This is a genomic window from Citricoccus zhacaiensis (genome assembly GCF_014645315.1).
In the GTDB taxonomy this organism is placed as follows: domain Bacteria; phylum Actinomycetota; class Actinomycetes; order Actinomycetales; family Micrococcaceae; genus Citricoccus; species Citricoccus zhacaiensis.
In genome coordinates this window covers 27,297-41,427 of sequence record NZ_BMLQ01000007.1, presented here as the reverse complement: position 1 = coordinate 41,427, position 14,131 = coordinate 27,297, and the positions used below count along the sequence as shown (strand labels likewise).

Here is a 14,131-nt window from a genome sequence, read left to right as displayed (position 1 = left end):
GAGGGTTGCGGGGCGCGGGGGACTTCGACGGTCTGCCAGGTTGTGGCCCGGCGGATCAAGGGAGTCATCACCGTGATGCACCTCACGTTGAACTTGGATACTAGATGAACCTCAACTTGGATACAAGTGTTGGGCCGGATAGCATGATGGCGACAGAGGAGGGCCCCGTTCAGTGAGAACCTCATCCATGGCCTACGGGATCGTTGCATCGCTCCGCGCATCCATCACGGACGGTGCCTTCGAACTCGGCGAGCCGTTGTCCGAGGATGCCCTGGCGGAGGTCTTCTCCGTCAGCAGGACACCCGTGCGCGAAGCCCTGAAAGCGTTGCAGAACGAGGGAATCGTAGAGATCGTCCCCAAGTCCGGCACCTTCGTCTTCGATCCCTCGCCCGAACAGGTGCTTGAGTTATGCGGCTTTCGCTTCCGGCTGGAATCATGGGCCATGGAGGACGCCCTGCGAACGGCGGCACCGCACACGGGGGCCGCCCTGGTGGACGTCATGGCTGAGATGGAATCCGCCATCTCCCGGGAGGACCGTGCGGCGTACAACCGACTCGACGCCCGGTTCCATGCCGTGGCCTTCGAAGTCGGCGGGAACCGCTACCTGGCCGAGGCGTACGGTGCGATCTCCACCCAGGTCTCCGCGCTCCGGGCCCATCTCTCCACATGGAAAAGCGACGCCGTGGCCGTGTCCATGCGCGAGCACGCGCAGATTGTGGACCTCGTCCGAGCCGCCGATGCCCCGGGGGTGGCCCGGGTCCTGACCCAGCACATCGATCAGGCGGGGCAGACCTACGTCCGTGCCCTGGCCGACCGTGAGAAGCAGCGCAACCTCAGCAAGCGGACCCGTCTTCGCGAGAAGCTCGGCGGGTACCTGACCAGTACCGCTTAAGTTCACGTGCCGTCTGCACCACGGGTCGGGACAGAGGCCCTCTGTCATGGCCTCTCTGGAGCGAGAAGCCCCCTGGGCCCGTCTCGACGAGACAAGCCCAGGCGGCTTCCTGAATGGCTCTCCCTGCTCCTACGCCTCGGTCAGCACCTCTGATGTGCGGCCGGTCCGGTCCAAGTACTGTCCCTGCGGGGTACCGACCACAGCGCCATCGTGGAACACCGTGTTCCCTCGCAGGTAGGTGTCCGTGATCTTGGCGGTCAGTTCGAACCCTTCGAAGGGCGTGTACTCCTGCGTGGATAGGGAGTCCTCGGCCCGGACCACGTAGTTCGTCTGATCGTCGACCAGGCAGAAGTCCGCGTCGAAGCCGACCTGCAGGTCGCCCTTGCCGTTGAGGCCGTAGCGCTCGGCGGGGTTCTTGGAGACCAGCTCGGCGATCTTGTTGTAGGACAGGCCTCGCTTGCGTCCCTCGGAGATCATCCCGGCCAGCAGGTACTCGGCGCCACCGAAGCCGGACTTGGCCACGAAGACGTCCTCGCGCGGGTCACCGAACTTGGTCTCGTCCTTGCAGCAGGCATGGTCCGAGGTGACCCAGGAGAAGTTCCCGGCCAGCAGGTGGTCCCAGAGGGCCTCCACGTCCTCTCGGGGGCGCAGCGGCGGGTTGACCTTGCCGCCCATGTTCGCGGTGTGGCAGTCGGCGAGCAGATGGCCCACGGTCACCTCGCGGCGGAAGTTGATGTGCGGGAAGGTCTGCTGCATCATCATGGCCGCTTCAATGGCCTTGCGGCTCGTCAGGTGCAGCAGGTTGATGTTGGGCAGCTCGGTCTCATGCGCCAGGTAGGAGGCGATGGTGATGGCCAGGCCCTCCGAGTGCGGCGGGCGGGAGGCGCTGTAGGCCTCCAGACCGGTCAGCGTGCCCTCCTCCTCCACCAACTTGGTGTAGGCGCGCATGATCTCGGCGGTCTCGCAGTGCAGGGATAGGGAGATCTGGTCCTTGATGTCCGCGTAGCGCGGGTCCTGGCGGGCCTTCTCGATGCCGCGCATGACGAACTCGAAGTGGGCGTAGTCGTAGGACTCGTCCTCCGGGATCATCAGGAACTTGCTCTGGTCAGTGGAGCGGCCGTGCAGTCCGTGGATGCCGTAGAACATGAAGATCTTGAACGAGGCCACGCCCATGTCCAGCAGGTCGGGGATCTCGTTGATGTGGTCCTTGAGGATGGGTGCCACGTGATAGCCGTAGTCGATGTAGGCCCGGCCCCGAGTGGCCTCCAAGACCTCGGGATAGATGTCCTTGTAGGGGCCGGACTTGTTCAGGTAGTAGGCACCGGTGCGCACGTAGGTGATGCCGCTGGTCACCCCGCCCTGGGCGCTGGCGCGGCTCTCGGTCTCGGCATCCTCCTCGAGCGGGTTGTAGATGCCCCAGTGCTGATGGACGTCCACGACGCCCGGGAAGAGGTGCTTGCCGGTGCCATCCACCACCTCGGTGGCCTCGGAGGCGTCGATGTCAGCGGCGATGGCGGCGAACTTGCCGTCCTTGACGGCAACATCCAGCAGCTCGGGGGCGAGCTCGCCCGGGCGCACCACGGTGGCGTTCTTGATCAGCAGATCGTAGTTGGACATGAGGGTCCCTTTCTTACTTCTGGAGGTGGTCTGGATCCACCGTGGTGAGGCCGGTGAACAGGTCATTGACGGTTATAGCTGTTTCCAGGATGCGGCAGCCCTCTTCGAGTGCCGCCATGTCCCCTGTGGTCATGGTGCGGCGGGCGTTGTCCCGGAACTTGCGGGTGAGCTCCTCGAAGCTGAGGGGATTCTCGTTGCCGCCGCGGTTGGCCAGAACCTTTTCCACGATGGTCCGGCCGTCCGTGAGGTGGGCGGTGAGGACCGCCGGGAACTGCATCGGGAAGATCGCGGTGCACTCCGGGTCCGGGACCACATCCACCTTGGCCATGATGGCCCGCCGGACCGGATCCTGCGCCAGTTCGTCCGTGTAGTCGTCCAGGCCGACCTCCAAGCCCCCTCCGCCGAGCAGTCCGGCGGCGACCGCGTAGGGCCCGGAGAACTGGGCCATGTAGGCGGTGGTGGGCGTCCGCTTGACGTCGATCGGCTCGCCGATCGTGCGCAGGTTCGGTGCCGGCACCCCAAGGACCATGGAGCTGATGTCCTCCGGGGTGATGCCGGCCCTCCGCAGGGCTGCCGCTGCGTCCACGGCAGCATGGGTGAAGTGGTTGGCCGGGTACGGCTTGAAGAAGATGTCCTCAATGGACCACCGTTCCCCCAGGTCACCGGTGATGGCCGAGGGATCGAAGGCTCCGTGGAGCCAGGCCTGGAAGAACCCGAAGCGGCCCTCCAACACCGTGGGCGGGCCGGTCAAGCCATGGCGGACCAGCTCAACGGCGGTGATGGCCGAGTGCGCGGCCCAACCGCAGTGGATGCGCTTGACCGTGCCACCGGTGCGGTTCGACTCGATGATCCCGGCAGTCATCGAGGCGGCCACGCCCAGGGAGTTGCGAATCAGCTCCGCACCCCCGTGCAGGGCGGCCACGGCCGCTGCGGATCCCATGGCGCCGCAGATGGACGTGGCATGTTGGCCATGTTCGAAGAACACCGAGTTCTGCGCCGTGCTGTCATAGCCGGCCATGCCGAGGCGGACACTGACCTCCAGGCCGATGGCGATGGCCCGAATCACGTCCTGACCCGCTGACCCGTGGGCCTGGGCGGCGGCCAGCACCGCCGGGATGACACTGGCACTGGGGTGCAGCACCGAAGGCAAGTGGGTGTCGTCATAGTCCAGGGAATGCGCGAGGACGCCGTTGACGAAGGCCGCCTGGGCGGCCGGCAATTGCTCGCCCACCCCGACGGCGCTGGCCTGGCCGGCCCCGCCTTGTGATGCCGCAAAGCGGCGCACCGCGCGGCTGGTATCCAGCGGAGCCGCCGCGGCACAGATGCCCAGGATGTCCAGGACGCGGGAGTTGATGTTCTCGACCAGGGCCGGAGAGAGGTCCTCGAAGGCCACGCCCTCCGCCCAAGTCGCCACGATCTCGGCGAGCGTGGCGTCCGAGGCGGGGGCCGGCGTCGCGCCCGATGTGGTTTTCCCTGTGGTGTGTGCGGTGGTGCTCATGCTGGCACCACCGCCAGCGGCCGGACCGGAGAACCGGTGGCGCCGAAGATGTTCAGGGGCACCAGGACGAAGAGGAACTCGTGAAGTCCCTGCTCAGCCAGGCCTTCCAGGTCCAGTGCCTCGATGATGTAGATACCGCTTTCCACCAGGAGAATTCGGTGGGCCGGCAGCTGGGCGTGGCCGCCGCCCGGCGGGAGCATCTCGAAGGCGATGGTGTCCGCGCCGAGGGCGTGGACACCCAGGCCGGCCAGGAACGTCGCCCCGGCCTCGCTGATGCCCGGCACCCCGGACGGTCCGCCGACATAGGCGGATCCCTCCGCGAATTTCTTGCCCCAGCCCGAGCGGATCAGGACGACGTCGCCAGCCTTCACCTCCACGTCCTGGGAGGCCATGCACCCCTGCAGGTCCTCCACGGTGATCTCGTACCCGCCCTCGAGGTCCGGCAGGCCCTTGTAGGCTGGAATGTCCAACAGGAGCCCCCGCTTGAGCATCGGCTCGATGGTGTGCACACCGTGTTCCACGTACTTGCCACCGAGGCAGGAGTCGCCGGCGTTCGCACCGCCGTGGAGCTTGCCGTCCTGGCTCACATGGGCCAAGGCGTCGATGTGGGTGCCCACATGGGTGCCGGTCGAGATCATGTCATTCGCGGCGCTGCCGCCATCGGCACGCACCATGTCACCGTGGCGACGGGGCAGCGTGTGCCAGAACTGGGGATGGTTCGGGGACTGCGGCATGCCGACCCTCAGCTGCCGGCCCAGATCCACCGTATGCAGCCCTGACTGCACGACGTCCAACAATGCACTGTTCACTTGATGAACTCACCTTCCCTCAGCCGGGCGATCTCTGCGTCGGTGTATCCGACCTCGCCCAGGATGTTGTCTGTGTCCTGCCCCAGGGGCCGTCCGGTGAAGCGGATCTCCCCCGGCGTCTTGCTCATGCGCCACATCACGTTGTGCTGCAGCACCGAACCGAGGTCCTCGTCCGGCACATCGATGAGCATCTCGGACTCCCGGATGTGCTCGTCCTCCACGATGTCCTTGGCGTCATAGACGGCGGCGACGGCGGCTCCGGCCTCCTTGAAGGCGTCCATGACCTCCGCCTGGTTGCGCTCACGAATCCAGGAGCCCACGTACTCGTCGAGCTCGTCGACGTGCTGGACCCTGGTATGCCCGGACGCGAACCACGGCTCGTCGATGACCTCCGGGTGGCCCACCAGCTGCATGACCCGTTCCGCGATCGACTGGGCGCTGGTGGACACCGCCACCCACTTGTCGTCCTTCGTCAGGTACGTGTTCCGCGGAGCGTTGTTGGTGGACCGGTTGCCATGGCGTTGGCCGATGATGCCCAGCTGCTCGTACACCGTGGGGCCAGGGCCGACGGCGGTCATGATTGGCTCCAGGATGGACAGGTCCACGACCTGCCCCTCCCCGGTCCGATCCCGGTGGCGCAGAGCCGTCAGGACCGCCGACGAGGCGGCGATCCCGGCGATGCTGTCCGCCAGGCCGAACGCCGGCAGGGTGGGGGGACCATCCTCGGGTCCAGTCAGGTGAGCGAAGCCGCTCATGGCCTCCGCCAGGGTGCCGAACCCCGCCCGGGAGGAGTACGGTCCGGTCTGCCCGAACCCGGTCATCCGGACCAGGACCAGGCCAGGATTGATCTGGTGCAGGACCTCGGGGCCAATCCCCCACCGCTCGAAGGTGCCCGGCCGGAAATTCTCCACCACGACGTCGGCCGTGGCGGCCAGCTTACGGAAGACCTCGCCCCCCTCGGGTTTGCCGAGGTTGAGGGCCAGGGTGCGCTTGTTGCGCGAGACTTCCTTCCACCACAGCGGGATGCCGTCCTTGCTCTCCCCGTGTCCGCGCATGCTGTCGCCGAGCACCGGGTGCTCGATCTTGATGACGTCGGCACCATAATCGCCGAGGATCTGGCAGCACAGGGGGCCCGCCAAAATGGACGACGCGTCAATGACCTTCAGGTCCTCGAGCGGCAGCATCAGTTTCTCCTTCGTGACGAAAATGGGCTCTGCGCGGGCAGGGCGGTGGTGTCCGGGAGCTCGCGGTTGGCGGTGGCTCTCTCGAGGGTTTCGAGTGCACCGCGGACGACGGCGGCATCGATGAGGCGGCCCGAGTCATCCAGGGTGACGCCCCCGGAGGCCTGGGCCGAGTGGTCCATGATGCGCCGGGCCGCCGTGACGTCCTCTGCCGTGGGCGTGAAGACGGAGTTGATGACCGGGCACTGTCCGGGGTGGATGGCTGTACGGGCGCGGAACCCCAGGTCCTGGAACTTCCGCGTGGACTCCGCGAAGGCGCCCAGGTCCCGGAAATCGGTGGAGGTCGGGGCCAGTGGGGCCCGGAGGCCGGCCGACGCACAGGACACGACCACCTGCAGGCGGAGGGCGTCCACGGCGGCCTCTGCCGCGGGGCTCCGCCGCATCCGGAGGTCGGCCAGCAGGTCCACTTCACCGATCCCGAACGTCACCACGGACGGTGAGGCAGCCATCCGATCGAGTCCCTTCAGTCCGGTGGCACTCTCCACGAGGCCGATCACCGGAAGCCGGCCGCCGGTGATGTCCTCCAGCTCTGCCACGACGGCGGGTTCAGCCTTGGCCAGGATGACGCCGGCGCAAAGGGCCTCGCTTTCCGGGCCCATCACAGCGGCTGCATCCTCGGTGACGTGTTCGGCATTGATGCGGACCCAGACCGGCTTGCCGTGGACTGAACCACGGGGCCCACCATCAGCGTCCACGGCGTTGGCCGTCAGCCACGCCGTCAGTTCCCGGCGGGCCTGCCTCTTGTCCGGATGAGGCACCGAGTCCTCGAGATCCAGGATCAGGGCTTCGGCGTCTGATCCTGCGGCTTTGGTGAAGAGTGAAGGTTTGCTGGCCGGGACGTAGAGCCACGACGCCGGCCACGCCACCGCGGTGGTATCCGCCAGCCCCTGACGCCTCACATCATCGTTCACTTCTATACCTGTCCTCAGGTCCGGAGCCATCGAACCTCCAATCATTAGCTATCGTTCCTGTAAGTGGAACATTGGAAGCACTGGCGATAGTCATCACGCTAGGCCGTCTTCTCTCGTAGAGTCAAGGTAATACGGCAATTGGGCGGTCCCGTCCCGCATGCTGCGGTCACTGTCACCTTCGGCGACAACAAGTATTGTTTCGTTCACTGGAACGATTCGGTTCAGCGAGCCCAGGGCAGAACGGGCCTCAGCGTCCGATGCCAGGCGGTGGACCGCGTCGATGACCCACCCGGCCTCCTCAGCGCCGATCAACGACTCGATCTTGGCGACCGTCTGCGCTCGGTCCAAAGGTTCGAAATCGGTGTCCCCGATGGGGTTGGGCTGGGATCGTTCCAGGACCGTTCCATCGGTCAACTCAATCCGGACCCTGGCCCACCGCTCGCCGGGCAGCCTCTCGTCGAACTCCGGTTCCACGTGCACAGAGACCTTGTCCATGAACGGTCGAGTGGCCTCGAAACCCGGGGACTCCGGGTCCATCGTGTCCGGGTCCACCACCTCGTGCATGATCGCCGTGGCCACCACGAAGGGCAGGGAGAACATGGCCGAGAGACGGTTGCGGACATCTCGCCCGAGAAGCGGCTTTGCCAGCGAATGCGTTGCCACCGCCACGGCGGTCACCTCGGCCGCCGTGAAGGAGTGCTCGCGCCTCAGTCCTTGGACGAGGTCGACGGGGGCATGCGTGTAGGAGCAGGAGGCATGGATCTTGCTGTAGCCCTGCTCCAGCAACCAGACCTGCCCGAGTCCTGCGGTCAGCCCGGACGGATCCAGGGTCCCCACGAGTCCACCCAGTGTTGACGCTGCAGCGCCGCTGTTGCTGACGAGACCGGACCGCGCCAGCCGGACCGCGTTCAGTCCGGCGATATTGGCGCCTCCCGCCCACAGGTTCCGGGTGAAGTTTCCGTCCAGAACCATCTCCCACGGTGTGGCATGGACCAATCCGGCGGCGGAGTCGATGGCTGCGGCGACCTCGGCCTTCGAGGCACCCTGGATCAGCGCTGCTGCACAGGCCGCGCCAGTGGCACCCCAGTGTCCGTGGGTGTGCCACCGGGGGTCCCGTTCCACAGCGGCTCCGAAGCGTGCAGCCACCTCGTAGCCGGCAGCCACCGCGGTCAGGAAACGTTGCCCGCTGACGGCCGCCCCGGCCGTCTGCGCTGCAGCCATGGCAGCGAAGACGACGTGCACGGCAGGGTGTCCCCGGGCATGCTTGTTCCCCTCGTCCAACTCCAGCGCGCAGGCCGCCGTCGCGTTGAGCAGCATTGCCGTGTCCGGGTCGGCACGCACGCCGGTGCCGATCAGGGGGACAGTGCCGGAGGCGGGTTTCCACGCTTCGATCAAGGCACGCATCTCCGGGGTGCGGTGTCCGGCTGCCGTGACCCCGAACAGATCGATCAGCATGGTCTGCAGCCGTTCACGGACCCGGGCTGGCACGTCCTCAGGGGACAGGCCTTCGGCGAAGGCTGCCAACCCATCCACCGCCTTGATGCAGGCATGCCTGGTCTCAGCGGACATCGGAGCTGTGGAACCGCTATCCATGGGACAGGTCAGCAGAAACGGGGAGGATATCTCCCATGACCCGCTGGTTCAGTCCCAGCAGCTGCAGGGCCATCGCTGTCGGATCGACCACGACGGGCCGGCGGCCGCTGGGGCTGACCTCCACCGCGGAGCAGCCGTTGATGGCCACGTCCGCGTCGGTGTCGCGCAGACGCCTCTCGACGGCGGATTGCCAAGTCTCGTCGTCCGCGATGTCCCCCACCGCCAGTCCCAGCACGCGGGTTCCGCCCACGATCGGGGCTAGACCGTACGATGCATACTTCCGGTCCAGCTCCGAGGCGATGGCCTCGTTGCGGGCCAGGGCACCCACGCTCAAACCCTGACCGGCCAGGAAGTGGCCGGCCAGCTTGAGCAGCCCCAGCACCGGCCTGGAGAGACCGGCATCCGCCACGTCCACCGTCGGGTCCAGGACACAGTCGGGCAGGAACGCGTCCACGCCCGTGGGATCCGCGTTGCGGAATCGGTGCAGCAACGCCTGCTCGGACGCCTCGATGTCCTCTGGGGTGTCCAAGGCCCTCGGGATGTCCGAGCCGGCGCCCAGGGCCTCCAGGCGGATCGTCACCCCCGGCGGGCACAGTCGGTCGTAGCGGGCCTGCCGCCGTGACAGCTCCTCGGACGATACGGCGATCGGCGTGATGGCCAGCAGTTTCATGTCTTCCTCATCTCAGGGTGCAGCACCGAGCGGTCATGCTTCAGGTTCGGCAACCGGGTCACATGCCCAGGTAGGCCTTGCGGACCTCGGCACTGTCATTCAATTCCTGGCCCGTCCCTTCCAGGACGATGGATCCGCTCTCCATGACGTAGGCGCGGTCCGAGATCGCCAGGGCCTGGGCGGCGTTCTGCTCCACGATCAGCACGGTCACCCCGGCGTCCCGGATGCGCTTGATGGCTTCCAGCACTTGGGCCACCAGGTTGGGGGCCAGGCCGATGGAGGGTTCATCCAGGGTGAGGCACGTGGGCCGGGCCATCAGCGCCCGACCGATGGCCAGCATCTGCTGCTGACCGCCGGACATGGTGTTGGCCCGCTGCATGCGACGCTCCCGCAGGATCGGAAAGAGCTCAAACACCTGCTCCAACGACTCCCGGATGGTGGACTTGGGCTGGGTGAAGGCTCCCATGGTGAGGTTCTCGTGCACGGCCAGGTCTCCGAACAGGGCCCGGTCCTGCGCCACGTGGACCATCCCGTTCTTGACGATCTGATCGGGGCGCTGGTTCTGGACCTCTTCACCATCCAGTCGGATCCGCCCGCTGCGGGTGTTGATCAGCCCGGCGATGGCGCGCAGAGTCGTGGTCTTGCCCGCCCCGTTGGCCCCGATGATGGAGACGATCTCCCCGCGCTCGACGTGGAAGTTGAGATCGTGGACGATGTCAAGGCGGCGGTATCCGGCGGTCACCGAATCGAGTTGGAGGAACATCAGAAATCCTCTCCGAGATAAGCTTCGACGACCCGTGGGTCCTGGACGACATCCTCTGGCACGCCGAGGGTCAGTTCGGCCCCCTCATGCATGACCAGGAGACGTTCCGACAGCGCCATCACGGCCGCCATGATGTGCTCCACGAACATGACGGTGACCCCGTCTCGGTGGATGTCCCGCAGCAAGTCGATGATCGGCGCCCGCTCCGTGGGGACCAGCCCGGCCAGCACCTCGTCCAGCAGCAGGATCTTTGGCTCCAGGGCCAGGGCGCGGGCCAGCTCGAGGCGCTTGAGCCCCGCGGTGGGCAGCGTCCCGGACATCTTGTTGAGGTACTGGCTCAAACCCACCCGTTCGATGACCTCGGCCGCATGGTCGCGGGACTTCGCCGTGGAGCGGAACCGGCGATGAGAAGCGATGGAGACGTTGTCCAGAACTGTCATGGATTCGAACGGACGCATCAGCTGGAACGTCCGCACCAGTCCGGCGCCGGCGACCTTGTCCGCCGACCAGCCCGTGATGTCCTGGCCATCGAAGACGACGCGGCCGGACGTCGGCCCGAGCTGCCCGGCGATGACCGAGAACAGGGTGGTCTTACCGGCGCCGTTGGGGCCGATGATGCCGAAGAACTCCCGTTCCGGGATCTCCACGGTGACGTCCCGCAGTGCGCGCAGGCCGCCGAAGGACTTGGACAGCCCCTCGAGTTTCAGGATGCTCATTTGCGAAGCCTTTCCCGGATGGTTCCGTAGATGCCCTTGGGCAGGAACACGACGATGACGATCAGCAGCACCGCGTAGATGGCCACGTCAAGGCCGCTGACGCCCTGGAGGAACTCCAGGAACGGCGGCGGGTTGCGGACCACCGCGGCCACGAGTTCGGACAGGGGGCCTACGACGGCGGCTCCGATCAGCGGGCCCCAGATGGTCCCCACCCCGCCGATCACGGCGGGCACGATCGCATCCGTGGAGACATGCATGCTGAACGCCTGCTCCGGACCGACGAAGAGGTAGTACTGCGTGTAATAGGACCCAGCGATGGAGGTGATGGCACAGCTCAACGCCACCGTGATCAGCCGGTACTTCATGATGGGAATGCCCAGGGATTCTGCCGCCACCGGGTCGTCCCTGATGGCCTGCGTGTACCGGCCCGGTCGTGAGTAGACGAAGGCGATGGTGACCGCCACGGCCGCCGCCAGGAGCAATAAAGGGATCCAGTAGTAGTTGAAGCTGTCCTGCCCGAACTGGAGCATGGCCCAGGAGTCCTCTGGGAGCAGGGGGATGTTGATGCCCTCCGTGCGGTTGACCAGTTCCAGGTTCTGGGCCAGGAGCAGGAACATCTGGGCGAAGGCGAACGTCGCCAGCGCGAAGTAGGAGCCGGCCAGCTTGTAGCGCAGGCACAGGTAAGCGATGAGCACGCCCACCCCGGCGGAAAACACCGCACCGATGATCATGGCGATCCACGGGGAGATGCCGAAGTTGGTCAGCAGGACTGCGTCTGTATAGGCGCCGACGCCGAAGAACGCCGCGTGCCCGAAGCTGAACATGCCGCCATAGCCGCTCATCAGATTCCAGCCGACGGCCATGATGCCGTAGATCAGGGTACGGACGAGGACGGGCTGGCTGGACTCCGGCAGGACGAAGGGCAGGAAGAACAACACCACCAGCCCGACCGCCAGGTAGATGTACTGGCGCCGGGCGCCGTCGTGGGTCCGCTGGGGCAGTGCGGAGGGCAGCTTGGTGCCCCGCGGTGACTCGGTGGTGGCGCTCATGACTTGGCTCCAAACAGACCCTGGGGCCGGAGGAAGAGGACGAGGAGGAAGATGCCGAAGACGAGCAGCAGTGAACCGCTACCGGGGAGGTACAGCGACCCCACCGTCTGGACCAGGCCGATGAACAGACCGCCCACCAGGGCGCCGGGGATACTGCCCAGACCCCCCAGAACCACGATCACGAAGGCCAGGGTGGTGAACTGCTCGCCGGCTGACGGCACCAGGGAGGTGAAAGAGACCATCAGGCCGCCGGCCACGGCCACGCAGGTCGCGCCCACGCCGAAGGTCATGGCGTAGATGCGTTTGACGTTGACGCCCACCAAGGAGGCACCGACGTCGTTCGCGGCCACCGCTCTGATGGCCAGTCCCAGCGTGGTCTTGCGCAGGATGAGCGTCAGCGCCACGGCCACGGCCAGCGCGCCTCCGAAGGCGATCAGCCGGGGGACATCCACGAGGGCACCGATCACGTTGATCGACCCCTCGACCGGCGAGGCCACGCTCACCGGGCGTCCGCCGAAAACCATCAACAGCACGTTGATGATGAGCAGGGACAAGCCCAGGGTCACCAGCAAGGGGCGCTCATGGGTGCTGTCCCCCATCACGCGGTTCAGCACGGTCGATTGGACGAGCCAACCGAATCCGAACATCACCGGAACGGTCAGGGCGGCGGCGAGGTAGAGGTTGAGCCCCCACTCCGTGGCCAGGAAGAAGACGATGTACATGGACATCGTCAGCATGGCGCCCTGCGCGAAGTTCACGATGCCCAGCACGCCGAAGATCAGCGTCAGCCCGAGGGACACCAGGGCGTAGACCCCACCCAACAGGACCCCGGTGATCAAGGACTGGGTCAGCAGTCCCGACGGCTGACCTCCGAAGAGGTACATCAGGGCCACGGCCGCGCCGACCACCACGACGAGCCCGGCGGCGATCCTGAGTTGTCGGTTGTCGAGGAGCCGCGGCGGAGCCGCCGGAGCTTCCTTCGTCTCTGTACTCGTTTGTGTCACTCTGACACCCCTGTTCATTACTGGCATGATCCTGATGCTGACGTTGCGCCGGCCCGCCAAGGTCCGAGGCGCGTGGACCTACTGGTCCCGTGCCGGGAAGATGAGCTCCGCCGTGGCGAACTCCTCGGGGAAGACCTGTTCGATCTCCCCGTCCTGGGACTGCATGACGATCACCGTCGCGTTCTTGTTCTCCCCGGTCTCGTCGAACTCGATAGGTCCGTCGAAGGCCAGCAGTGGATCCTCGATGCTGGTGTTGGCGATGGCATCCCGGAGCGCCTCCGGATCAGCTGACCCGGACTCCTCCAGGCCGGCGGCGATGACCTCGACGGCCTGGTAGGAGAGCATGGCTGCAGTCTCCATGGGACGGCCATACTTCTCCTCGAAGCGCTCTCGGATGTCCTGGCTCCGCTCACTGGTGGCCGCGTAGTGGTAATTGGCGCTGAGGACGTTGGTGGCTGCCGCCCCGGCATCAGCGGGGAACGAGGAATCGTCGAAGGCGCCACTGGCGATGCCGAAGACCCCGAGGATGTCCGGGTTGAGGGCCTGGACGGCCTCCGCGACCAGCACGTTGTCCGGGTAGTACCCGGTGACCACGACGACGTCCGGGTCCGCACTCAACGCCTGCTTCACCTGGGTGGTGGCGTCCGAGAAATTCGTGGCCGGGTAACTGACCGTGGAGACCACCTCGATGCCTTGGGCTTCCGCCTCCTCCGTGAAGGCTTCGGACACGCTGGTGCCGAAGGCTCCCTCGATGTGGAGGTAGGCCACCTTCTCCACGTCCACGCCGGCGGTCTCGCCCATCGCCGCTAGGGTCTCTGCACCGGCCTGACCCATGCTGCTGGCGTTCGGCTGGATCCGGAAGATGTTCTCGTAGCCCTGCTCCATGATCTTGTCGTCAACGGCGACGTCGATGACCATGGGGACGTCCGCGCGCTCCGCCGCAGAGGCGACATTCTCGGTGACGTCACTCTGGTAGGTGCCCACCAGGGCCACAGCGCCCTCGCTGATAAGACGCTGCGCTTCACTCTGCCCGGTCTGGGCCGAGCCCTGGCTGTCCCCGTCACGCAGTTCGAGCTGGGCACCATCGAGCGCCTCGATGCCACCGGCCTCATTGATGTCCTCCACCGCCAGGGCGGCCCCGTCGTTCATCATCCCGCCGACGCCGGCCAGCCCTCCGGAGAGCGGGTGGACGGCCCCGATCGCGATCGTGTCCCCAGCACCGGCGGAGGCCCCGCCACCGGAGCAGGCCGTCAGTCCCACCATCATCGCCACCGCAGCGGCGGCAAGGCTTTTTCTACGCATTGATCTCTAACCCTTCGTCGGCATTGAAACGGTGCTGGGCATCAGCCGGGAGAATCCCTGAAGTGT

Annotated in this window: 13 protein-coding genes; 1 reads left to right on the top strand and 12 read right to left on the bottom strand. The window is 66.3% G+C overall.

Annotated elements, in window-relative coordinates:
* Positions 1-172 precede the first annotated feature (172 nt).
* Entirely contained in the window at positions 173-892 is a 720-nt protein-coding gene (locus tag IEX49_RS12065) for a GntR family transcriptional regulator (protein ID WP_188806417.1), read from the top strand.
* 129 nt (positions 893-1,021) lie between these two features.
* Here IEX49_RS12065 and IEX49_RS12060 read toward each other — a convergent pair whose 3' ends face one another.
* From IEX49_RS12060 to IEX49_RS12005, 12 genes are all read right to left on the bottom strand, one after another.
* Positions 1,022-2,509, bottom strand: coding sequence for a dihydroorotase (locus IEX49_RS12060; protein WP_188806416.1), 1,488 nt, complete (start codon positions 2,507-2,509; stop codon positions 1,022-1,024).
* A gap of 13 nt (positions 2,510-2,522) precedes the next feature.
* Positions 2,523-4,007 (bottom strand): MmgE/PrpD family protein, encoded by a 1,485-nt coding sequence (locus tag IEX49_RS12055; RefSeq protein ID WP_188806415.1) that lies wholly within the window; start codon positions 4,005-4,007, stop codon positions 2,523-2,525.
* Complete coding sequence (locus IEX49_RS12050) at positions 4,004-4,816, bottom strand: cyclase family protein (protein WP_188806414.1); 813 nt, start codon at positions 4,814-4,816, stop codon at positions 4,004-4,006. The genes IEX49_RS12055 and IEX49_RS12050 overlap by 4 nt, the downstream gene beginning before the upstream one ends.
* Complete coding sequence (locus tag IEX49_RS12045) at positions 4,813-6,000, bottom strand: CaiB/BaiF CoA transferase family protein (protein WP_188806413.1); 1,188 nt, start codon at positions 5,998-6,000, stop codon at positions 4,813-4,815. The genes IEX49_RS12050 and IEX49_RS12045 overlap by 4 nt, the downstream gene beginning before the upstream one ends.
* Complete coding sequence (locus IEX49_RS12040) at positions 6,000-6,968, bottom strand: HpcH/HpaI aldolase/citrate lyase family protein (RefSeq protein WP_188806412.1); 969 nt, start codon at positions 6,966-6,968, stop codon at positions 6,000-6,002. Before IEX49_RS12040 ends, IEX49_RS12045 begins: the two co-directional genes overlap by 1 nt.
* 93 nt (positions 6,969-7,061) lie before the next feature.
* On the bottom strand, positions 7,062-8,537 hold the full coding sequence (locus IEX49_RS12035; RefSeq protein ID WP_188806411.1) for an MmgE/PrpD family protein: 1,476 nt from the start codon (positions 8,535-8,537) through the stop codon (positions 7,062-7,064).
* A gap of 16 nt (positions 8,538-8,553) precedes the next feature.
* On the bottom strand, positions 8,554-9,231 hold the full coding sequence (locus IEX49_RS12030; RefSeq protein WP_188806410.1) for an aspartate/glutamate racemase family protein: 678 nt from the start codon (positions 9,229-9,231) through the stop codon (positions 8,554-8,556).
* A gap of 58 nt (positions 9,232-9,289) precedes the next feature.
* On the bottom strand, positions 9,290-9,994 hold the full coding sequence (locus tag IEX49_RS12025) for an ABC transporter ATP-binding protein (RefSeq protein WP_159553996.1): 705 nt from the start codon (positions 9,992-9,994) through the stop codon (positions 9,290-9,292).
* Positions 9,994-10,710: an ABC transporter ATP-binding protein gene (locus IEX49_RS12020; RefSeq protein ID WP_188806409.1), complete on the bottom strand. Its 717-nt coding sequence runs from the start codon at positions 10,708-10,710 to the stop codon at positions 9,994-9,996. Before IEX49_RS12020 ends, IEX49_RS12025 begins: the two co-directional genes overlap by 1 nt.
* A complete protein-coding gene (locus IEX49_RS12015) occupies positions 10,707-11,759 on the bottom strand; it encodes a branched-chain amino acid ABC transporter permease (RefSeq protein WP_159553992.1) in 1,053 nt (350 codons plus the stop codon). The genes IEX49_RS12020 and IEX49_RS12015 overlap by 4 nt, the downstream gene beginning before the upstream one ends.
* Positions 11,756-12,763, bottom strand: coding sequence for a branched-chain amino acid ABC transporter permease (locus tag IEX49_RS12010; protein ID WP_229672626.1), 1,008 nt, complete (start codon positions 12,761-12,763; stop codon positions 11,756-11,758). The genes IEX49_RS12015 and IEX49_RS12010 overlap by 4 nt, the downstream gene beginning before the upstream one ends.
* 78 nt (positions 12,764-12,841) lie before the next feature.
* Entirely contained in the window at positions 12,842-14,065 is a 1,224-nt protein-coding gene (locus IEX49_RS12005; RefSeq protein WP_188806408.1) for an ABC transporter substrate-binding protein, read from the bottom strand.
* Positions 14,066-14,131 lie beyond the last annotated feature (66 nt).

Bases quoted from the DNA above. Each gene is read 5' to 3' on its own strand.
- IEX49_RS12035 (WP_188806411.1), bottom strand. From the start codon at position 8,537: ATGTCCGCTGAGACCAGGCATGCCTGCATCAAGGCGGTGGATGGGTTG.
- IEX49_RS12020 (WP_188806409.1), bottom strand. From the start codon at position 10,710: ATGAGCATCCTGAAACTCGAGGGGCTGTCCAAGTCCTTCGGCGGCCTG.
- IEX49_RS12030 (WP_188806410.1), bottom strand. From the start codon at position 9,231: ATGAAACTGCTGGCCATCACGCCGATCGCCGTATCGTCCGAGGAGCTG.
- IEX49_RS12015 (WP_159553992.1), bottom strand. From the start codon at position 11,759: ATGAGCGCCACCACCGAGTCACCGCGGGGCACCAAGCTGCCCTCCGCA.
- IEX49_RS12060 (WP_188806416.1), bottom strand. From the start codon at position 2,509: ATGTCCAACTACGATCTGCTGATCAAGAACGCCACCGTGGTGCGCCCG.
- IEX49_RS12025 (WP_159553996.1), bottom strand. From the start codon at position 9,994: ATGTTCCTCCAACTCGATTCGGTGACCGCCGGATACCGCCGCCTTGAC.
- IEX49_RS12005 (WP_188806408.1), bottom strand. From the start codon at position 14,065: ATGCGTAGAAAAAGCCTTGCCGCCGCTGCGGTGGCGATGATGGTGGGA.
- IEX49_RS12045 (WP_188806413.1), bottom strand. From the start codon at position 6,000: ATGCTGCCGCTCGAGGACCTGAAGGTCATTGACGCGTCGTCCATTTTG.
- IEX49_RS12055 (WP_188806415.1), bottom strand. From the start codon at position 4,007: ATGAGCACCACCGCACACACCACAGGGAAAACCACATCGGGCGCGACG.